The organism is Streptomyces sp. NBC_00287 (genome assembly GCF_036173105.1).
In the GTDB taxonomy this organism is placed as follows: domain Bacteria; phylum Actinomycetota; class Actinomycetes; order Streptomycetales; family Streptomycetaceae; genus Streptomyces.
Genome location: NZ_CP108053.1, coordinates 9,136,114 through 9,156,291 on the forward strand (window position 1 = coordinate 9,136,114; position 20,178 = coordinate 9,156,291).

At 70.1% G+C, this 20,178-nt stretch carries 18 protein-coding genes; 6 read left to right on the top strand and 12 right to left on the bottom strand.

The genetic code is table 11. The features are described from left to right. Positions 1-44: 44 nt before the first annotated feature. The 5 genes from OHT76_RS41545 to OHT76_RS41565 are packed head-to-tail and all read right to left on the bottom strand — an operon-like array spanning position 45 to position 5,677. Positions 45-683: a hypothetical protein gene (locus OHT76_RS41545; protein ID WP_328876064.1), complete on the bottom strand. Its 639-nt coding sequence runs from the start codon at positions 681-683 to the stop codon at positions 45-47. Next, entirely contained in the window at positions 680-2,155 is a 1,476-nt protein-coding gene (locus OHT76_RS41550; protein WP_328876065.1) for a HAMP domain-containing sensor histidine kinase, read from the bottom strand. The genes OHT76_RS41545 and OHT76_RS41550 overlap by 4 nt, the downstream gene beginning before the upstream one ends. Continuing rightward, positions 2,152-2,832 carry a response regulator transcription factor gene (locus OHT76_RS41555; RefSeq protein WP_328876066.1) on the bottom strand — a complete coding sequence of 227 codons (681 nt, stop codon included), beginning with the start codon at positions 2,830-2,832 and terminating at the stop codon, positions 2,152-2,154. The genes OHT76_RS41550 and OHT76_RS41555 overlap by 4 nt, the downstream gene beginning before the upstream one ends. 23 nt (positions 2,833-2,855) lie before the next feature. Then, positions 2,856-4,484, bottom strand: coding sequence for a murein biosynthesis integral membrane protein MurJ (gene murJ / locus OHT76_RS41560; RefSeq protein WP_328876067.1), 1,629 nt, complete (start codon positions 4,482-4,484; stop codon positions 2,856-2,858). Then, positions 4,481-5,677: a lipid II:glycine glycyltransferase FemX gene (locus tag OHT76_RS41565; RefSeq protein ID WP_328876068.1), complete on the bottom strand. Its 1,197-nt coding sequence runs from the start codon at positions 5,675-5,677 to the stop codon at positions 4,481-4,483. The genes murJ and OHT76_RS41565 overlap by 4 nt, the downstream gene beginning before the upstream one ends. Before the next feature lie 206 nt (positions 5,678-5,883). Between OHT76_RS41565 and OHT76_RS41570 the strand changes: the two genes are divergently transcribed. Further along, complete coding sequence (locus tag OHT76_RS41570) at positions 5,884-7,089, top strand: L,D-transpeptidase (RefSeq protein ID WP_328876069.1); 1,206 nt, start codon at positions 5,884-5,886, stop codon at positions 7,087-7,089. Between the two features lie 139 nt (positions 7,090-7,228). Further along, the gene (locus OHT76_RS41575; RefSeq protein WP_328876070.1) at positions 7,229-8,002 is read left to right on the top strand and encodes a polysaccharide deacetylase family protein; all 774 of its coding nucleotides are present in this window, start codon (positions 7,229-7,231) and stop codon (positions 8,000-8,002) included. A gap of 91 nt (positions 8,003-8,093) precedes the next feature. Here the strand turns inward: OHT76_RS41575 and OHT76_RS41580 are convergent, their stop codons facing one another. Next, a complete protein-coding gene (locus tag OHT76_RS41580; protein ID WP_328876071.1) occupies positions 8,094-8,930 on the bottom strand; it encodes a class II glutamine amidotransferase in 837 nt (278 codons plus the stop codon). 368 nt (positions 8,931-9,298) lie between these two features. After that, positions 9,299-9,778, bottom strand: coding sequence for a carboxypeptidase regulatory-like domain-containing protein (locus OHT76_RS41585; RefSeq protein ID WP_328876072.1), 480 nt, complete (start codon positions 9,776-9,778; stop codon positions 9,299-9,301). Positions 9,779-10,253: 475 nt separating this feature from the next. On the opposite strand from OHT76_RS41585, the gene OHT76_RS41590 reads away from it, so the two are divergent. Both OHT76_RS41590 and OHT76_RS41595 read left to right on the top strand, forming a co-directional pair. Continuing rightward, a complete protein-coding gene (locus OHT76_RS41590) occupies positions 10,254-10,811 on the top strand; it encodes a PadR family transcriptional regulator (protein ID WP_328876073.1) in 558 nt (185 codons plus the stop codon). Positions 10,812-10,885: 74 nt separating this feature from the next. Continuing rightward, positions 10,886-12,610 carry an acyl-CoA dehydrogenase family protein gene (locus OHT76_RS41595; protein ID WP_328876074.1) on the top strand — a complete coding sequence of 575 codons (1,725 nt, stop codon included), beginning with the start codon at positions 10,886-10,888 and terminating at the stop codon, positions 12,608-12,610. Positions 12,611-12,885: 275 nt separating this feature from the next. Here the strand turns inward: OHT76_RS41595 and OHT76_RS41600 are convergent, their stop codons facing one another. Further along, positions 12,886-13,341, bottom strand: coding sequence for a hypothetical protein (locus OHT76_RS41600; protein ID WP_328876075.1), 456 nt, complete (start codon positions 13,339-13,341; stop codon positions 12,886-12,888). Between OHT76_RS41600 and OHT76_RS41605 the strand changes: the two genes are divergently transcribed. Together OHT76_RS41605 and OHT76_RS41610 are read left to right on the top strand one after the other, a co-directional pair. Beyond that, positions 13,246-14,058, top strand: a complete 813-nt coding sequence (locus tag OHT76_RS41605) for an FAD-dependent monooxygenase (protein WP_328876076.1) — start codon at positions 13,246-13,248, stop codon at positions 14,056-14,058. The genes OHT76_RS41600 and OHT76_RS41605 overlap by 96 nt on opposite strands. A gap of 73 nt (positions 14,059-14,131) precedes the next feature. After that, positions 14,132-14,881, top strand: coding sequence for a hypothetical protein (locus OHT76_RS41610; protein WP_328876077.1), 750 nt, complete (start codon positions 14,132-14,134; stop codon positions 14,879-14,881). Between the two features lie 144 nt (positions 14,882-15,025). On the opposite strand, the gene OHT76_RS41615 is transcribed toward OHT76_RS41610, so the two are convergent. The 4 genes from OHT76_RS41615 to OHT76_RS41630 form a co-directional block, all read right to left on the bottom strand. Further along, a complete protein-coding gene (locus tag OHT76_RS41615) occupies positions 15,026-15,676 on the bottom strand; it encodes a class F sortase (protein WP_328876078.1) in 651 nt (216 codons plus the stop codon). Positions 15,677-15,772: 96 nt separating this feature from the next. Continuing rightward, a complete protein-coding gene (locus OHT76_RS41620; RefSeq protein WP_328876079.1) occupies positions 15,773-16,189 on the bottom strand; it encodes a hypothetical protein in 417 nt (138 codons plus the stop codon). A gap of 469 nt (positions 16,190-16,658) precedes the next feature. Then, positions 16,659-17,996 carry a peptidoglycan-binding domain-containing protein gene (locus OHT76_RS41625; protein WP_328876080.1) on the bottom strand — a complete coding sequence of 446 codons (1,338 nt, stop codon included), beginning with the start codon at positions 17,994-17,996 and terminating at the stop codon, positions 16,659-16,661. A gap of 225 nt (positions 17,997-18,221) precedes the next feature. Next, positions 18,222-20,159: an AfsR/SARP family transcriptional regulator gene (locus OHT76_RS41630; protein ID WP_328876081.1), complete on the bottom strand. Its 1,938-nt coding sequence runs from the start codon at positions 20,157-20,159 to the stop codon at positions 18,222-18,224. Positions 20,160-20,178: the final 19 nt, after the last annotated feature.

Sequence of the window (20,178 nt, forward strand, 5' to 3'; positions counted from 1 at the left end):
CGTCACCACGAAGTACTCGTGAGTCAGCCCCTCATGACGGGCTGTCAGCCACTCGTAGGGGACGGTGTGGGCCGCAGCGGGGGCTTGGTCACTGCGGGTGTGTTCTGTGCGCTGCCGGGGGCGAGTCCACATGTGCCGGAACTCCTTGCCCCGTCCAGTCCGGTCAGCTCCACGACGACTTGGCCGTCGGCGTCCTGGCTGTAGGCGATCGTGCAGGTCAGCTGGCGCAGGGCGGTGCTGTCGAGGCCCGCCAGGGCCAGGGGCAGGCGGGTCGTTACCCTGCCGCCCGGGAGGGCCTCGACCTCGACGGTGCCGCGGCGGGCGGGGGGAAGGGCGGTGTCGAGGCCGACGGCCCGGTCTTCCTCCCGGGGTCCGCTGAGCAATGCGGAGACGACCTTCTCCGTCGGCACCGGTCCAGCAGTGTCGCCTGCGGAGCCCGACTCGACGTATCCGTTGCCGAACACACTTGAGGGCCCGGTCGTACGGATCACGGGGCTCAGCCCTCCGTCGGGGGAGCGGAAGAAGAGCAGCATGTCGTAGTCGCGGTTGAGGAAGGCCTGGAAGCTGGCGGGACCACCCGCCTCGATGACGTCCGTCTCCGGGATACCGCAGCCACCGAGCAGCGGTACGGCCGCCGCGAGTGCGGCGGCCGCCGCACGTCGGCGCTTGCGCGCACGCCTCATCCCCCGGCCTCCTCCGCGTGGAGCGGTATCTCGACGGTGAAGACGGCGCCGCCCCCGGGCAGGTTCCCCGCGCGGATCGTTCCGCCGTGCAGCTTCACGTTCTCCAGGGTGATCGCCAGCCCCAGGCCGCTGCCCGTCGAACGGGTGCGGGCCGCGTCGGCCTTGTAGAAGCGGTCGAAGATGTGCGGAAGCACCTCGGGCCGGATGCCGGGGCCGCTGTCCGTGACCTCGGTGATCAACACGAGTGGGCCCTCGGGGCGGGCCGCGGTGCGCAGGCGTACTGCGACGGGCGTGCCGCCGTGCCGCAGGGCGTTGCCGACGAGGTTGGCGATCACGAGGTCGAAGCGGCGCGGGTCGAGCTGGGCCCGGATGCCGCCGGGCAGGTCGACGCGGACCCTGCCATCGGTCCAGTGCCGGTTCTGCAGGGTTTTGCGGATCGCCTCGGCGACGTCGACCTCGTCGGTGTTGAGGTCGGCCGCGCGTGCGTCGAAGCGGGAGATCTCCATCAGGTCCTCGACGAGCACGGCGAGTTTTCCGGTCTCTGCGCTGACCAGCCGTACCGCCCGGGCGGTGTCGGCGTCCAGGCGATCCGCGTCCTCGTCGAGGACCTCGGTGACGGCGAGCATCCCGGCGAGGGGGGTGCGCAGTTCGTGCGAGACGTCGGAGGCGAAGCGGCGGGCGCGTTCCCCGGCTTCGCGCAGTTCCCGTACGGAGCGCTCCAGTTGGCCCGCCGACTCGTTGAAGGTGCGTGCCAGGTCGGCCAGTTCGTCGCTGCCGCGCACCCGGATCCGGGTGTCGAGTCTGCCGCTGCCCATGTTCCGGGCCGCGTGGCGCAGTTCCCGCACCGGGCGCAGCACGCTGCGCGCGGCGATCAGGCCGGGTATCAGTGCGATGGCGAGGCCGGGCAGGGCGCCGTCCCGGGCGGCCATGAGGAGGGCGTCGACGTTGATCTGCTCGTCGGTCATCGGCATGACGGCGTACAGGACGAGTCCGCTGGGCAGCAAGCTGTCCGGGCTCGCTTTGAAGACCATGGGCATGGCGATGGTCAGGTAGGGAACGCCGTCCTTGACGACCCGCTCGAAGCTGCCGTGGGGGTTGGCCCGCGCGGTGCGGCGCAGTTCGGGTGTGATGACGGTGGAGACGGGGTTCTCGCCCGAGGAGGCGCGCAGCGAGCCGTACTCGGCGAACACCACCCAGGGGTGCGGTTTGCCCTTGCGGGCGATGTCACGCAGGATTTCCTCCAGGCCCTCCCCGCCCTGCATGGGCAGTCCGAAGCCCGTTTGCTGGACCTGGTCACGGAACGACGTGACCGCCGTGTCCTGGGCGGTCTCCAGCAGCGCGTTGCGGGCCTCGCGGTAGGTCAGCGCGGCCGTCGTGCCGGCGCTGACCGCGGCCACCAGCAGGAAGGCGAGCAACAGCCGCGTACGCAGCCCGAACGCTCTGACCCGACGGGGACGAGGGGTCGTGATCACAGCGGCCCGAAGCGGTAGCCGAAGCCCCGCAGTGTCTGGACGTAGCGGGGGCTGCCGGCCTCGTCCTCGATCTTGCCGCGCAGGCGTGCGATGCAGGCGTCGACCAGCCGGGCGTCGGCGTGGAAGCTGTGCTCCCAGACGCGCTCCAGCAGTTGCTGCCTGCTGAACACCTGCGCAGGGGCGGCGGAGAGATACAGCAAGAGCTTGAGCTCCGAGGGAGCGAGCGTGAGCCGCCGGCCGGCTTTGGTGACGGTCAGTCCGACCCGGTCGATGGTGAGTTGGCCGTAGACCTCGATGGCCGGGCGGCCGGGGCTGTCGTCCAGGCGGCGCAGTACGGCACGGATCCGGGCCTCGATCACCTCGGGGCGGGCGGGCTTGACGATGTAGTCGTCGGCACCGGCTTCCAGGCCGACGACCACGTCGAAGTCGTCGCCGCGTGCGGTGAGCATGATGATCGGCAGTTGGCTGTGCTCGCGGACCTGCCGGCAGACCTGTACGCCGTTCATCCCGGGCAGCATCAGGTCCAGCAGCAGCAAATCGGGGCGGAATTCGGCCAGCGCGGCGAGACCGGTCTCGCCGGTCGCGGCCGCTCGTACCTCGTGGCCGCGGCGGCGCAGACCGATTTCGACCCCCTCGCGTACGGAAGGGTCGTCCTCGATGAGGAGCACGCGGGACATCGGCGGTTCTCCCTCGGTGGTCATCAGGTCCGGGTCAGTCTGCGGCGTATGCCGGAGAGCAGCGCGTCGAGTTCGGCGAGGCGCAGTGGACGGGCGAGCAGGGCGAAGGCGAGGACGACGACGGCCGCGCCGGCGGTTGCGGCGGCCAGGGCCCCCGCCGGTGCGGCGGCCCAGGCCGCGAGGTGGCTCAGCGCGGTGGCCGGGACGGCGGCGAGCAGCAGCCGCGCGTGCGCGCCGACGGCGGAGGACCGCAGGGGGCGTACGACAGCGAGCCGGCGGCTCAACACCCGGGCGGTCAGTGCCCAGCCCGCGCACAGCGCCAGGGAGTACGCCGCCGCCATGCCCGTCACCGCCCAGCGAGCCGGCAGCAGGTGTGCGGCGGCCACGGACAGCCCTGCGTTGAGGGTGACGATCACCAGGTTGAGCAGGAACGGCGTACGGGTGTCGGAGAGCGCGTAGAAGGCGCGGGAGAGGACGTACTGGCCCGACAGGGCGAGAAGTCCCGGCGCGAAGGCCATCAGGATCCCGGCCATGGCGGCCGTGTCGGCGGCGCTGGTTTTGCCGTATCCGAAGACGAGGGCCATCACCGGCTGGGCGAGGGCGAACAGCGCGCAGGCGGCGGGTACGACGGCGGCGGCGCTGACGCGCAGGGCGTGGGAGACGTCGCGCCGCACGGCGGCGGTGTCCCCGTCGGCGGCGGCCGCGCTCATCCGGGGCATCAGCGCGGTCACCACGGAGACCGTGATGATGCCGTGCGGTACGACCCACAGGGCATAGGCGTTGTTGTACGCGCCGTATCCGGGGCCGCCGTCGAGGCCCGCGGTCGTGGCCAGCCGGGTGGTGACCCAGTAGGCGGCCTGGTTGGCCAGGACCAGCAGCACCAGCCAGCCGGCCGAGCGCAGCGGGCGGGTCAGTCCGCTGCCGCGCCAGTCGAAGCGGGGCCGCCAGCGGAAGCGGGCCGAGCGCAGCGCGGGGACGAGGGCGAGCGCCTGGACGGCGATACCGGCGGTCGTGCCCCAGCCGAGCACCGCGATCTCGGTCGCGGTGAGGGTGTCTCCACCGCCCATGGCCAGGGCGAGGTACAGACCGAAGACGGCCATGACGACGACGTTGTTCAGGACCGGCGCCCACATCATCGCGCCGAACCGGCCCCGTGCGTTGAGCACCTGCCCGAGCAGCGTGAACAGGCCGAGGAAGAAGATCTGCGGCAGGCAGTAGCGGGCGAACGCGGTGGTCATGGCGGCCTGTTCGCCGGTGTAGTCGGTGTACGCGTCGATGATCGCGGACGCCGCCCATACGGCGGTCGCGGTGATCGCCAGCAGGGCGACGACGCAGACGGTGACGAGCCGGTCGGTGTACGCGGCGCCCCCGTCGTCGTGCTCCTTGGCGGCCTTGACCAGCTCGGGCACGAAGACGGCGTTCAACGCGCCGCCGAGGAGCAGCATGTAGACGATGGTGGGCAGGGCGTTGCCGACCGCGTAGCCGTCGGCGGTCGGCCCGATCGTGCCCAGCGCCGCCGCGACCACGGCGGACCGGGCGAAACCGGTGGCCCGGGAGACGATGGATCCGGCGGCCATGACGGCACTGCCGCGCGCCGCGGAGACCGGCGTCGCCTTGGGCGTCGTAGGTGTCACCGACGTCGTCTGGGTCATCGGCGGTTCAGGTACGCCTGGAAGGCGCGGTAAAGCGTGTGGTTGGCGCTGCCGCCCAACGGTCTCTCCCATTCCCCCAACGTCTCGACGACCTGTCCTCCGGTGCCGAGCTTCCACCGCAGCAGTCCGTACGCACGTTCGTGTGGATCAAGGGTGGAGGGTACCCCGCGCATGTCGTAGACGTCGGCGCCGAGGGCGTGGGCGTCCTGCAGCATCCGCCACTGCAGGGCGTTGGAGGGCCGGACCTCGCGGCGGTGGTCGGCGGAGGCGCCGGTCTGGTACCAGGCCCGGCGGCCCACCGTGATCATCGTGTGGGCGGCCAGGATCTCGCCTCGGTGCCGGGCGAGGTACAGCTTCATCCGGCCCGGTTCCTCGGCGTTGAGCGCCGCGTACTGACGCTCGTAGTAGGCGAGCGAGCGGCCGAGCCGAAAACCGTCGCGGCGCTCGGTGATGCCGAGCAGCCGGTAGAACTCGGGGAGTTGGGCGGCGCTGCCCACCACGACCTCCACGCCTTCCTTCTGGGCGCGGCGCACATTGCGCCGCCACTCCTGGTTGAGCCCGGCCCACAGGTCTTGAGGGGTGCGTCCGGCGAGCGGTACGTGGAAGACGTGCCGGGGCTGGGCGTCCCCGTCCTGTCCGTTGCCGTCTCCACCGCAGCGGCGCCAGCCCCGGGCCCGCAGCCGCTCTGCGACGGCGGTGCCGAGCGGGTCGACCTCAGTGGCGAGGACATCGCCGAGGTGCCGGCCCGGTCCGGTGAGCGGCTTGAGCCGGGCGGCGTCCCAGCGCCGGTAGGCGGGTGACGGGCCGATGCGCACGGCGAAGGCGCCCGCGCGGCGCAGGTGTTCCAGCAGAGGACCGAGCCAGCCGTCGATGTCGGGGTCGCTCCAGTCGGCGACGGGCCCTTCGGGGAGGTAGGCGAAGTACTTGCGGGTGCCCGGGAAGTGCCGCAGCAGCACCAGGGCCACGCCCGTCAGCTCGCCCGCCTCCGGATCCGGCCCCCAGCCGAGCAGTTGGGCCCGCCAGCCCTCCTTGACCTCGGCCCAGGAGGGGCATTGCAGGAAACCGGCGCCGAGGGCCGCGCCGTCGGGGGACGCGAGGAAGGCGCGGTAGGTCTCCGGGGTGATGGGGCGCAGGGCAAAGCCCCGGTTCCGTGCCTGGGGCACGCGGCTGGGCGGAACGAGCAGCGCTGACACAGTCTGAGCCTCTCCTTCTCCCCGGTCCGTCGCGGGGACATACAGCAGGCTCACAGCGGTCCATGACCGCTCCGTCCGGCGAATGTGACCGGACCATGACCGTTTCTCACCAGTCGTCGTCACATTGCTCCACGGCGGCTGACCTCGGGTTTTGCGGCTCTACAGTCACGACATCCACCACCTTGTCGCCCTTCCCGGAGGTCCTGTTGTCGCGCACCCGTGTACTCGCCCCTGCCCGCGTCCGGGCCGCCGTCGTGGCCGCCCTACTCGCACCGCTCGCCGCCGCCTGCTCGTCGAGCGGCTCCCCAAGCGCCGCCCCGGACACCAAGGAGAGTGCCGACGACCGCCCGGTCACGGTCACCGTCACGCCCAAGGGAGAACAGGCCGCGGCCGGCGAGCCCGTGCGGGTCACGGCCGCGGGCGGCACACTCACCTTGGTGACCGTCACCGACGGCGAGGGCCACCGGCTCGCCGGCAAGGTCGCCGCCGACGGCCGCTCATGGGTCTCCGACCGCAAGGCCGTACCCGGCGCGGCGTACACGGTGACGGCGCAGGCCCGGACCGCGGGCGGAACGGCCAAGACCACCAAGGCCGCCTTCACCACGGCTCCGGCCGACAAGGTCAACAAGGTCGACTGGCGACCCGGCGCCGACGCCACCGTCGGCATCGCCCAGCCCATCTCCCTGGTCTTCGACCATCCGGTGAAGAACAAGGCCGAGGTCGAGAAGCAGCTCAGGATCACCACCTCGAACGACACCGAGGGCTCCTGGGGCTGGATACGCGACTGGTCGGGCCGCGACCGGGTGGACTGGCGGCCCAGGACGTACTGGAAGCCCGGAACCAAGGTCACGCTGAACGCCGAGCTGAACGGCACCGATTCGGGCGCGGACGGCGGCTGGTTCGTACGCGACTACACGACCACCTTCACCATCGGCGCCCAGCAGATCGTCAAGGTCGACCTCGACAGCCATCAACTCACCCTCGTGCGCGACGGCGAGACGGTCCGGCGCATACCGGTCTCCGGCGGCACGCCCGGCGGTGACAAGCGCTCCTGGCGCGGAACCGCCGTGCTCATGGCCAAGGAAGGCACGATCAACATGAACTCCGAGACCGTGGGCCTGGGTGACGCCTACGACAAGATGGTCGACTACTCGATGCGGCTGACCTGGTCGGGCATGTACGCGCACGCCGCCCCGTGGAACGCCCGCTACTTCGGCAACTCCAACCAGAGTTCCGGCTGCATAGGCATGAGCGACGCGAACGCGGCCTGGTTCTACCGGCAGGTGCGGCCGGGTGACCCGTTCGAGATCACCGGCAAGGACACCAAGGGCGTGGTCGAGGCCGGGAACGGCTTCGGCGCGTGGAATCTCTCGTGGAGCCAGTGGCAGCAGAAGAGCGCGGTGCGTGGATAGCCACGTGAGTTGTCCGGGATCTCTCCCGGAATTGTCCGTGATCTGCAACGGACGGATCCTCCGGCCGCCGTTTCTCGTCCTGCCAGGTGATCGTGAGGCAGTTCGGGATCGATGGGAACTACGGGAAAGCGGGGCGGACATGGCGCGGCACGGTGCTGGGCGGGGCTGGTACGGCAAGCTGATCGGGGCGGCGCTCGGGGTGACGGTGCTCGCCACCGGGGCCTCGGTGTGGGCCGCGCAGGCCGGTGCCGTGGGCGGCTCGTCGCCGAAGCCGAGTGCGTCGGCCACGCCGGGCGGTGACGTCAAGCCGGTCGCGGTGACCATCGCGCACGCCTCGGACAAGGGCGCACGCGGCGTCAACATCACCATCGACGACGGACCCGACCCCGTCTGGACTCCTCAAGTCCTCGACGTGCTGCGGGAGTACGGGGTCAAGGCCACCTTCTGTGTGGTCGGCACGCAGGCGCAGGCCCACCCGGATCTCGTGAAGCAGGTGGTCGCCGCCGGGCACCGGCTGTGCAACCACTCCGTGTCGCACGACACCACCATGGACAGACAGCCCAAGTCCTACCAGTCGGAGCAGATACTCGACGCCGAGCGCATGATCACCGAAGCGTCCGGGGGCGTACGGCCGATGTACTACCGGGCGCCGGGCGGGGCCTTCACCCCCTACAGCCGTACGCTTGCCGCCTCCCGGGGTATGCGTCCGCTGGGCTGGAACGTGGACACCAAGGACTTCGAGCAGCCGGGCGCGGACGCCATCGTCGCCACCGTCGAGCGGGAGCTGCCCAATGGGCCGACGCTCCTCTTCCACGACGCGGGAGGCGACCGCTCCCAGACCGTGGAGGCCCTGCGCCGGATCCTGCCCTGGCTCAAGGACCAGGGCTACTCCTTCGGCTTCCCGGTGCGGTGAGCCGGGGCCCGGCGCGACGGTCCAGCCCGCTGCGCGTCGAGAATCCTGACACCCATCAGCCTTCTGGTCTGGGCCGAAGTATGCGGACGCGTCAGGCCGGTTGAGGGGTGAAGGGATGCAACTCGTCGGCTCCGGCATGTACGACGCCGTAACTGCTCTCGGGCACCTCGTTCCAGGCACCCGGCAGGTCGCCGAGGGGTTCGGACACGATGAGGCGGGTCTCGTCGGACACTTCCTGCAGGAACGTCATATCGGGGTGCAGCCTGCGTAGCGCGTCCACGCGGGTGCTGTAGAACAACGACCGGGAAGCGCCCTGGCTCGAGTAGCGGAAGGCCCATACGCGTTCGCCGTCGGTCACGGCGATCGTCATCTGGAGGGGGAACTCCACACCGTGGTCCCGGCCGCTGCGCTCCACCACTCCCACCATCCGGGCCACGGCGCCCGGCGGGTCCTCGTCCAAGCCGAAGGTGACCGCCAGGTAGAACATCATCTCCGAGTCCGTCGTTCCTTCGATGTCGGAGTACAGCTCAGGGGCGACGAGCAGGGACAACTCGCGGCGCATGAGAGGGAAACCTGCAATGGCACCGTTGTGCATCCACATCCAACGGCCGTGCCGGAACGGGTGGCAATTGGTCTGCTGCACCGCCGTGCCGGTCGACGCCCGTATGTGGGCGAAGAACAACGGGGAGCGGACATGATCCGCGATCTCCCTCAGGTTGCGGTTGTTCCAGGCGGGGCCGATGTCCCTGATCAAGGCTGGCGTGTCGATGTCTTCCTGCGCGTACCACCCGACGCCGAAACCGTCGCCGTTCGTCGTCTCGACACCCAGTTTGGAGTGCAGGCTCTGATCGATCAGTGAGTGCGCCGGTTTGTAGAGGATCGAGTCGAGCAGCAGGGGCGTTCCCGAGTAGGCGAGCCATCGGCACATGAGCGATCACCTGAGTTCCTACCTGCACCTGCGGGAATACCTTGATGCCCCGCTCGCGGCGTCCGGATTCTTCGCTTCCCCCGCCCTCAAGGCGACGCCGTGTCCGCTGATCGGGCGGCTCTTATTTGGTTAGTCTCATTTTCGCCTCCCTCGCCGCGCATCGCCATGCGGGCGCGGATCGGACGGCCGTCACTCCGGGCTCACAGAGTGGCCCGGGACGGCATGGCCTTCAATCCAGTGAACGCTCGCGTCTGATCAACCGTTCGCGACGCGAGGACGGTCCGCGCGACGGACGCGGGCAATCTCAAGGCCCATCTGGCCTACGGGATGCGGCAGTTCATTTCCCAGCAGGACTGGTTGAAGGTCCTTTATTGGTGCTCCTCGAAGTATCGGAGAAGTGCCGCCTGGATGTTCTGAAGTGCGAGGGTGTTCTGTTTGATCCGGGAGAGGCGTGCCGCCGCGGAGCGCGCGTAGCTGTTCTCCACGTCGGGTTCCCCGTTCTTCTCCGCGTCGCCCGCCGCTGCGGCGAGCAGGAACGCGCCGAGTACGTCCACACCCGTCGTTGTGTCGGCGAACTGGCCGGCGGGCACCAGGTAGCGGTCCAAGGGCTTGCTGTTTTCCGCGATGACGTTGGCGACGAGGGAAGGCTGCCAGTCCTCCGCATTGTTGAGCGTGTGATGGGTGTCGAACAGAACGGTGACAGATTCCCCGGGGGGAATGTCCACGCTGTAATAGCCGTCGTCGTTGGTGTAGGCCTTGCCGATGAGAGTCAGATCAGGGCGATAAACACTGACCTTGATCATGAAGATGGGTTTCTTGTCGCTGATGGTTCGCACATGACCGAACATGAGGCTCCCTCTCTCAGCGATTGCACGCGTTCCAAAGCCCGAGCCAACGAACAGGGTGCGTGCTGTATGTGTCGCCGCGGGAAACGGGCAGCTCATCGGCGGGATGACCTGCAAGCCTGCTTGAAGTATGGACCTTTGGAGATAATCCGATCATGGCCTCATTTCAGGCTCTCTCGACGCAGTTGCGCTGTCAACTCCGTGGCCGATCCGTTCCGGTGAGAGACGCGGAGTGTTGGGGGTCTGGTCTTTGAAGGCTCGAGCCGTTGGTGACATGCCGCGTTTTGTGCGATCCGTGAATCACGACGCGGACTTCCCGCCGCCCGTCATCCGCCACCGCCGCTATGAGCGCAAGCCCGAACACACTTCCTCGCCCTGCACGGCCCCCCTCAACCGGTCTGCGTCACGTCCGCCCCGTGAGCCGTGTCTCACCGCGGCAGCGTTGCTATGCAACGAGGTGCATAGGAAGATCGTGGACATGGCGCTCGAGCACGCGATCCTCGTCTCCCTGCTGGAGAAGCCGGGCTCCGGCTATGAGTTGGCCCGGCGGTTCGAGCGGTCCATCGGGTACTTCTGGACCGCCACCCACCAGCAGATCTACCGCGTGCTCAAGCGCATGGAGAGCGACGGCTGGGTCGACGTCCGGGACGTTGCGCAATACGGGCGTCCGGACAAGAAGGAGTACTCCGTCGCCGGGCCCGGACGGGCCGCACTCTCCGCGTGGCTGAACGAACCGACCGAGCCCGAGAGCGTACGGCACGACCTGGCAGTAAAAGTCCGGGGCGCCGCCTTCGATGATCCGGCCGCCCTGATCAGTGAGGTCGAGCGGCACCGGCAGGCGCATACGGACCGCCTCGCCCACTATCTCGCCGGCGAGGCCCGTGACTTCGGGGAGCCCCCGGCGGACGGACCGCTCGACGCCGAACGGGAGCTCCAGCACGTCGTGCTGCGCGGCGGCATCGCGTACGAGCGGATGATGATCGCCTGGCTCGACGACGTCCTCGCCACACTCGCCGGCTTTGACGCCGGTCGCTGACCGGCCGAGAACAGCCCACCCCGGGACCCGTACCCGGACCTACCCTCACCCCTCCCAGCCGAAAGGCGGCACCCATGGCCGACGCGCTGCTCTTCAACCCGCGCACCTACGACCCCGCGCACTTCGACCCGGAGACCCGCAGGTTGCTGCGCGCCACCGTCGACTGGTTCGAGGAGCGGGGCAAGCGCCGGCTGATCGAGGACTACCGGACCCGCGCCTGGCTCGGCGACTTCCTCGCCTTCGCCGCCAAGGAGGGGCTCTTCGCGACCTTCCTCACCCCCGCCTCCGCCGCGACAGAGGGCGAGGGCGACAAGCGCTGGGACACCGCCCGCATTGCTGCCCTCAACGAGATCCTCGGCTTCTACGGCCTCGACTACTGGTACGCCTGGCAGGTCACCATCCTCGGCCTCGGCCCCGTCTGGCAGAGCGACAACCCCGCCGCCCGTGCCCGCGCCGCGGAACTGCTCTCCCAGGGTGAGGTGTTCGCCTTCGGCCTGTCCGAGAAGGCCCACGGCGCCGACATCTACTCCACCGACATGCTCCTGGAGCCCGACGGTACGGGCGGGTTCCGGGCCACCGGCTCCAAGTACTACATCGGCAACGGCAACGCCGCCGGGCTCGTCTCCGTCTTCGGCCGCCGCACCGACGTCGAGGGCCCCGACGGCTACGTCTTCTTCGCCGCCGACAGCCGCCACCCCGCGTACCACCTGGTGAAGAACGTCGTCGACTCGTCGAAGTACGTCAGCGAGTTCCGCCTCGAGGACTACCCCGTAGCCCCGGAAGACGTCCTGCACACCGGCCGCGCCGCATTCGACGCCGCCCTCAACACCGTCAACGTGGGCAAGTTCAACCTGTGCACCGCCTCGATCGGCATCTGCGAGCACGCGATGTACGAGGCCGTCACCCACGCGCACAACCGCATCCTCTACGGCCGCCCCGTCACCGCCTTCCCGCATGTGCGGCGCGAGTTGACCGACGCGTACGTCCGGCTCGTCGGCATGAAGCAGTTCAGCGACCGTGCCGTCGACTACTTCCGCACCGCGGGCCCCGACGACCGTCGCTACCTCCTCTTCAACCCGATGACGAAGATGAAGGTGACCACCGAGGGCGAGAAGGTCATCGACCTGATGTGGGACGTCATCGCCGCCAAGGGCTTCGAGAAGGACAACTACTTCGCCCAGGCCGCCGTCGAGATCCGCGGCCTGCCGAAGCTGGAGGGCACCGTCCACGTCAACCTGGCGCTGATCCTCAAGTTCATGCGCAATCACCTCCTCGACCCGGCCGCGTACGAGCCCGTCCCGACCCGCCTCGACGCGGCCGACGACGTCTTCCTCTTCCGGCAGGGGCCGGCCCGCGGCCTCGGCTCGGTGCGTTTCCACGACTGGCGGCCGGCCTTCGACGCGTACGCCCACCTGTCCAACATCTCCCGGTTCCGCGAACAGGCCGACGCGCTCTGCGAGTTCGTACGCACGGCCGCTCCTGACGAGGAGCAGAGCCGGGACCTCGACCTGCTCCTCGCCGTCGGGCAGCTCTTCGCGCTCGTCGTCCACGGGCAGCTGGTCCTGGAGCAGGCAGCCCTGACGGGCCTGGACGAGGACGTGCTCGACGAGCTGTTCGCCGTCCTCGTGCGGGACTTCTCCGCGCACGCAGTCGAGCTGCACGGCAAGGACTCCGCGACCGAGGAACAGCAGCTCTGGGCGCTCGGCGCGGTCCGGCGCCCGGTCGTCGACGAGGCGCGCTCGGAGCGCGTCTGGCAGCGCGTCGAGGCGCTGTCGGGAGCCTACGAGATGATGCCCTGAGTCACCCCGACGCGGCCTTGAACCGCCTCGCGGAGAACGGCAGCCGCCGCACCCCGCGAGGCGTTCGCCCGCGGGAGCGGCGCACAGGAGGGGTGGCGCCCTCAGCAGGGCGGCCTCGCCCCATCTGAAGCCTCCGAAACGCTCCTGTCCGCCGTGGCGGCCGGGGCCGAAGCCGCCAAGGCGGCCCGGCCCGCACGGACGACGCCGGGACTCGGGTCGCCATCATCCTCGGGTGACGCGCGGCCGGGTGGACGCCCGCTCGCAGCCGGCCGCGCTCAGCCGTCGGAACGCTGGTAGATCGCGCCCATGAAGATCGAGACGAGGGTGTCCAGGAGACGCTCCTCGGCAACGGCCGGTATCTGGCCGCTGAAGGTGCTGAACAGGGCGCGCTCGACCATCCAGTTGAGCGAGATGGCGAGGTCGCGGGCGGGAACGCCCTCCGGAGCGGCCCCGCGGCCGCGCTCGGACTCGATCGCCGCCGTCACCTCGGCCACGAACTGCTCCATCACCTGGGACCACAGGTCCTTGACGGCGGCGCTGGTGTACTGCGCGGCCCACGCCGCCGACGCGATCGCGCGGCCGATGCCATCGACCCCCGTGAGTTCGTCTACGAACGCCTCGGCGGCCGCTTCGAGATGGACGTGCTGGTCGCCAACGCCTGGACGCCGAGACTCACCGTCGCCGACTCCTTCGGCCGGGGCCGCGTCTGGCTCGCGGGCGATGCCGTCCATCAGGTGACCCCAACCGGCGGTTACGGCATGAATACCGGCGTCGGCGACGCGATCGGCCTCGGCTGGGCGCTCGCCGCGGTGCTCCAGGGCTGGGGGACACCTGGCCTGCTGCGTGCCTACGCACACGAGCGCCGGGCTGTGGCCCTGCGCAACCGCAAGGCCGCCGCGCGGCACAGCCTCGTGCGAGCGGCGATCATGGCCACCAACCGGGCCGACCTGCACAGCGAACGCTGGCACGGTGCCCGCACCCGGCAGCGCATCGGCCGCGAGATCAGCGACCTGGGCAACCTGGAGAACGAGGCCCTCGGCATCGAACTCGGCTACCGCTACGACACCTCGCCCACCATCTGCCCGGAAACCGCACCCGGCGCCCGGGCGCCGCGCCAGCCGATGGACGAGTACACGCCCAGCACCTGGCCCGGCGCCAGGCCCCCGAGCGTGCTGCTGGAGGACGGCCGCGCCCTGTTCGACCTCTTCCACCCCACCGGCTTCAGCCTGCTGCGCTTCGCCGACCTGGACGTCACCGCGCTCACCGACGCCGCCGCCGAACGCGGCGTCCCCCTCCGCGTCGTCGACGTCCGCGACGCACACGCCCGAGCCCTCTATGAACGGGATCTGGTCCTCGTACGACCCGACCAGCACGTCGCCTGGCGCGGCGACGCACCACCCGCCGACCCGTCGCACGTCATCGACCGTGTGCGGGGCGCTCAGAACTGAGCGCGCAACCCACGAGCGGTGCGCCCGAGTCGGACCTCGGACTCACCGCTCGCCAGTCCGTCCAGGAGAAGACATGAGCCGACCTGAGAAGACCACCTCCTTCATGTCCCCGGTGTGGTTCCGCGCGGACCTGCCGAGAGAGTCAGCCACCCGTTACTGGGAGGGGCCGCACGCGCAGATCGCCGGGCGGCTGCCCAACATGGCCGAGTACGTGCAGCGGCACTTCTCGCCGACCGATCACGGCTACTGGCCGTCGTCGCCCACCGTGGGCACCACCGTCCCCTCGGACTGGCGCTGCGACGGCGTGGCCGAGGTCCGCTTCGGAAGTACGGTCGCCGCGCTCGGCATGCCGATGCACATGCGGGAGGTGTACCTGGACGAGCAGAACGTGTTCGAACGGGTCCTCGGGCAGGTCACCGGTCCGGGCGGCGGCCGCTGGTGGACCGACGGCCACGACGACGCCGTAGGACACCGCACGGTTCTGCTGCTGCGCCGGCGGCGCGGAGCGCGGGGCCGGGTGTTCCGGAGTTACGTCCACGACCGCATCGGCCCCGCGCTCCACGAGGCCGGCGCCCGCGACCTGCGGACGTACACCTTTCTGCCCTGGACGCGGTACATGCACCCCACGCTCGGTGTCTGCCACCACAACCCCACCTTCCGCCGCTACCACGCAAGCGTCGTGATCGGAGCCGACAGCCGCGCCGCCATGGACGACCTGCTCAAGTCGGAGCAGGTCGCCGGGATCGTGGCCGAGCAGCAGACGGTCCTGACGGCCGTCCACGCGTACACCGTGGAACGGAGCGTGCCGGTCATCCGTGTGTGAGGCGGTCCCGCTTCAGGCCGGGGCTCTGCTTGACCAGCGCGCGCAGCAGTACGCGTTGGGGGGGGGCAGCCGCATCAGCCGGCTGGCGATCGGTATGGGCAGCCCGGTGACGACCACGCCGGGGCACGACGGACGGTGTGGGTGTTATTTGAGGTGGGCGAAGACGACGAGGTTGTCGGTGTAGTCCTTGGCGGCGCGGTCGTAGTCGCCTGCGCAGGTGATGAGGCGGATCTGGGCTTGGGGTGTGTCGGCGTAGACGCGCTGGTCGGGGAAGTCGTCCTTGGCGAAGCTTTCGACGCTGTCGACGACGAAGGTTGCCGTGCGTCTGTCGGCGCGTTTGATGCGGAAGACGTCGCCCTTCTTCAGGTCGGCGAGGTCGGCGAAGACGGCGGGGGAGGTGGCGGTGTCGACGTGCCCGGCGACGACCGAGGTGCCTGCTTCTCCGGGGGTGGGGCCTTTGGCGAACCAGCCGACGAGGTTGGTGTTGTCGGCGGGCGGGGGGTCGAGTTGCCCGGTGCGGCCGATGGCGAGTTCGGTGAAGGGGGCGTCGACGGAGATCTTCGGGATCAGCAGCCGTACGGGTTTGGAGCGGGGCAGGTGCTTGGGTGCGGGATGACGGGCCGGCTGGCCTGCGGGCGGTGTTGATGCGGTGGCGGCTCGTGCGGGGGGTGGGGTCGGCTCGTCGTCGCTGAAGACGGTCATGGCCAGCACGGTGAGGGCCAGGCATGTCATGACCAGTACCCAGGCGCGGAATCTGGGCTTGGGCCGGGTCGTGTCAGAGGGGGGAGTCGTCATGGGGTGTCCACCTGTGGTGGGGGCGGTTCGTTGGTGGCCGTGGGCCGCCACGCGGCAGGTGCGTGGCGGCCGCGGTGGCTATGGCGTGGGGCATGGTCAGGCCAGGGTGGTGGAGTTCTTGCGGCGGCGGGCTGCGTACAGGCCGGTGCCGGCGACGGCGAGGACGGCAAGGCCGCCGGCGGTCACTGTGGGTGTGGCGAGTGCGCCGCCTCCGGTGTGCATGCCGCCCTTGGGCTTGTCGTGGTCGCCCTTCCAGGAGTTTTCGTCGTGGTCGTCTTTCCAGGTGTTCTCGTCGTGCTTGCCGTTCCAGTCCTCCTCGTCCTTCTTTTCGTGCTTGGTGCCGTTCCAGGAGTCCTCGCTGTCGTGCCCGTAGTCCTGGTTGCTGTCGTGGTCCTTGCTGTGGGAGGAGTCTTCGTGGTCGTTGTTGGGTGCGGTGGCGTAGGCGGCGGGAGCGCCGAGGAGGAGGGCGGCGGTGGCTGCCGCGGTGGCGAGCAGGGTGCGTGCAGGGTGCATGTGTGATCCTTTTCTGCCGGCGGGGGGTGGCTGACGCGGTATCAGCTGGTTGCGGTCCCGCTCCGACGTGATCCACGCTCGGTGGGGAATGGGCCGCCCGCCACTTGGGGCGACCCGCCGGGTGACGGACCGTCGGCTACCTGCCACACCGTCAGGCTTTGGCCTGACGCGCCGTGAGAGTCGGCTCGGTGTGGCGTTTCTGGGTGCGCGGGCCCTTCGGCATCGCGATCTCCCGTCGCCGGGGGCACTGGCACCTGCGTCCGCCCGGAGCGGGACAAGTGCCGCAGGCCGGAGTTCTGGTGCGTCGATGCATAGGGCCAAACGGTCCTGTGAGGAACAGGTGCCCTGATCGATCGAGCGCGGAGCTGCTGCATCAGCGGCGCTGGATGTCGAAGGCGCGGGCCCGACTGAGATTGCTCCGCCGACTGTCGTACCGTAACCACCGCGTCGCCACTGCGCGCTCGGCCACCTATGGACCGCCCAGGGGCAGCAGGTCGGGCCGCCCGGCTGGGCCGAAGCGGCCAGCGACCAGATCGTCCAAGGGCAGGCTGGTCAGCCGGATGCGCTCGTCGAAACCGATGTCGTCCCAGCGCTGATACATCCCGTCCGGGAACGTGATCCAGCGCCAACGGTCATCAGTGTTCAGGATGTCCCCGGTCGGCACTTCGCGGATGAACGCGCGATGGTAGGGGTGGATGTTGTTGGTGAACGGCGTGGGCAGCCCGGAGAATACGAAGGCACGCAGCACCTCGTAGTGCGGCGGAATGATCGACTTCTGCTCGTTTTCGAGCAGGTCCCGGTTGCCCTCGGCGACCAGGCCAGTGGTGATCTTGTTCCAGGCTGCTCCGTAGGAGCGGGTGGGGAACCCGGGGGCGAAGGTCGGCACGAGGGCGGCGTAGGTCGTGTATTCGTTGAACCGGTCGTGCAGGTGGCCAAGCTTGATGGCCTCGCTCGGATGATCCAGGAATGCCTCGTGCAGCCAGGCAAGGTCGAAGAAGATGTCCCGGCCGATCCGCACCATGATGGACTGCTCGATGAAGCCGGGGTCGCTGTCCAGCCCGCCGACGACCGCGCCCCCGGCCATGCGTCCGAGACCGGCCCAGAGCAGCTCCTTCGGTGCGGCGAGGTACAGGTCGCGGTAGTAGCCGTACAGGTCGACGATCCGCGCTCGGTTTGCCGCCCACCCCGCCTCCGGCAGCCACTCGGCGTGCTCGGCATTCCGGGCTTTCGCCAGTGCGCGGTTGCTGTAGAACGAGCGCCGGTCCGAGTAGTGCATCTGTTGGTCGTCGAGGCTCGGTAGGGGCTCGCTGTCGAGGCGGTTCATCGTCTGCGGGCCGACCTTGCCGTCCTGCGAGAGACCGCGGGACTCCTGGAATGCGCTGACGGCGCCGAAGGTTTCGGAACCGAAGTCGCCGTCAGCACCGAACATCGGCAGGTCGAACCCCAGGTCCAGCAGCGCCCATTGGACGCGACGCACCGCCAGCCCCTTCTCCTGCGGCCCCATGACGTGGGTGTTCGCCGCGCACTCCTGCAGCACAGTGTCGTCGGCAAATCGCGGATTGCTCAGGCCCATCGTTGATCCCTCCAGGTTCCCAGGTCGATCACGGGCGTCGGCAGCCCGGGCCTGCCGACCTGGGCTCTCATTGCAGAGGAAGGCGTGGGAAGGGATTCTGCTGCGGAAAACACGCTCAGCAGCCGAGAGAATTCTTCCATCGCCAACGCGGCAGCGACCGGCGCGACCCACCGAAGAGACGCGACCCACCGAAGAGAGCGGAACAAGCGAGCAGCCATTGACCAGTTCCGTCACATCGCCCGCTCCGGTTGAACGGCGACACGCGCCCCGCCCCGAACATCGGCCGAGTGGGATCGACGCCATTGGTTGGGCGGCCACTCGTTCGAGAACATCGGACCCAAGGTGTCAGCGCAACCTGACTGCGTGTGGCCTGCCGGTCAGCGGATCTGGGCGATAGACCAGCCCATACTCGCGGCCGAACCGACTGGCTTCAGCAGTGTGGTTCGCGGATCGCTGTCGCTACCCCGTCCCCGCGCATGCCTGCGCCTCTGTCAGGTATCGCGTCACCGGGCCCAGGGTCAGCATTCCGCTGGAGGCGCCGGCGTGTTCTGCGTGGGCATTGCGCAGGGCAGCCTCGGCGCGTGCGGCGGTTTCGCCGTCGTCGAGGCGTACGGCGGCGCGGGCGGTCAGGCACCACAGCGCCTCCTGCATGTGGTCACGCGGTGGTTCGGGCACCGTGGCGAGGGCGGCACGGGCCTCCTCGGCCCGGTCCTGGGCGAGCAGGACGAGGGGTCGCGCCCAGGGTCGGTACGGGCCCCAGTCGAGGTGCGGATCGGTGGGGGCGGGCCGGTCGTGCAGCAGGCGTAGCCCCAGTAGTGCGAGCGCGAACAGGCCACGGTGCAGGCCCGGCATTCCGGCCGTCCGGAGGGCGTCCTCGGCAGCGCGGTAGTGCGCTGCGGCCGTGGCGGGGGTCGGTCCACCGGGTTCCGTGCTGCGGGCGGCCGTGGCCCGGGCCCGGAACCAGCCGGTGAGGACGGAGACGAGAGGCGCCTCGGTGGTGGCGGCGAGCCGTTCGGCCGCCTCGGCGTGCGAGGCTGCGGCGTCGAGGTCGCCGAGGGATGAGGCGGATTGCAGGCGGACGAGCCGGCCGAGTACGGCGAAGTTCGGCAGCCCGTGCCCGGTGGCCAGGTCGAGGATCTCGGCGCCGATCCCGTCCCGCAGGGCTGCGAGCCCGGGGCGGGTGAAGGACTGCAGGAACACTCCGTTGAGGGCGAACGCCAGCAGGGCGGGATCGGCCAGGTCCCGTGCCAGCGCCTCGGCCTGCCGTGCCGCCTGCTGCGCGCGCTTCAGCTCGGTCCCGGACTGATCGGCGCTGCGGCTCTCGACGGCGACCGTGGCCAGGAGGCGGGTGCGCAGGTCGGCGGGGCCGTCGGGGCCGAGTGCGGTGAGCGTGCGTTCGGCGGCTGCGACGACGGCGCGGGACTGCTCGGGGTCGTCGGCGCGACTCCAGAGGGCGGGCACGTCGTAGGCGCCGATGATCCGGGCGGTCAGCAAGGGGTCTCCCGTGCGTTCCGCGGCCTGGACGGCGGCGAGGCGGTCGCGGCGCGAGTGGACGAGCGCGTCGCCACCCGCCAGGGCGAGAGTGCGGGCCAGGTGCACGGTGGTGCGCGGGCCGAGCCGCACACCGGGGCCGGTCCACGCGGGAGGTGCGCCTTCGAGGGGTGCGGACCGGTTGAGGATGTCCGTCTCCAGGCGCTGGAGGTCGGCACCAGGGTCGAGCCCGAGTTGATCGACGAGCATTGTTCGGGCGCGGCGGAGAGTGGCCAGCGCGTCGGCCTGGCGGCCCGCGCGGTACAGGGCGCGGGCAAGGAGCCCCCAGGCCGGCTCGCGCCACGGATGTTCGGCGACGTGGGCACCCAGTTCGGCGACGAGATCGGCCCCTTCCCCGGAGTCGAGGAGGATGCGGGCGCGCAGTTCCACCCCCTCCAACCTCAGCTCCTCCAGCCGGGTCCGCTCGCGCTGTGCCCATGCGGAGCCGGTCACGTCGGCATAGGCGGGTCCGCGCCAGTCCGCGAGTACCGCGCCGAGGTCGCTCACGGCCTCGGGGGCGCGGCGGGTGCGGGCCAGGGTGTCCTGGAACCGATGGACGTCCACGTTCTCGCGCGGCAGGCGCAGTGCGTAGCCGGGACCTTCGGTGACCAGTACGCGCGGGGGATTGCGGGGTGGCCGGTCGGGTTCGAGGGAGCGGCGCAGCGTGGCGACAAACGTACGCAGAGCGCCCACCGCGCGGGTCGGCGGATCGGTCCACAGGTCGTCGACGAGGGTGTCGGTGGTGACCATCCGTCCCTCGGCGGCGACGAGTCGGCCGAGTACCTCGCGATGGCGCGGTCCGCCCAGTTCAACCGGGCTGCCGTCGTCGTGGAAGGCCCGCACGGCACCGAGCACGTCGATTCGCATGCGCTCATCCTCTGTGCCA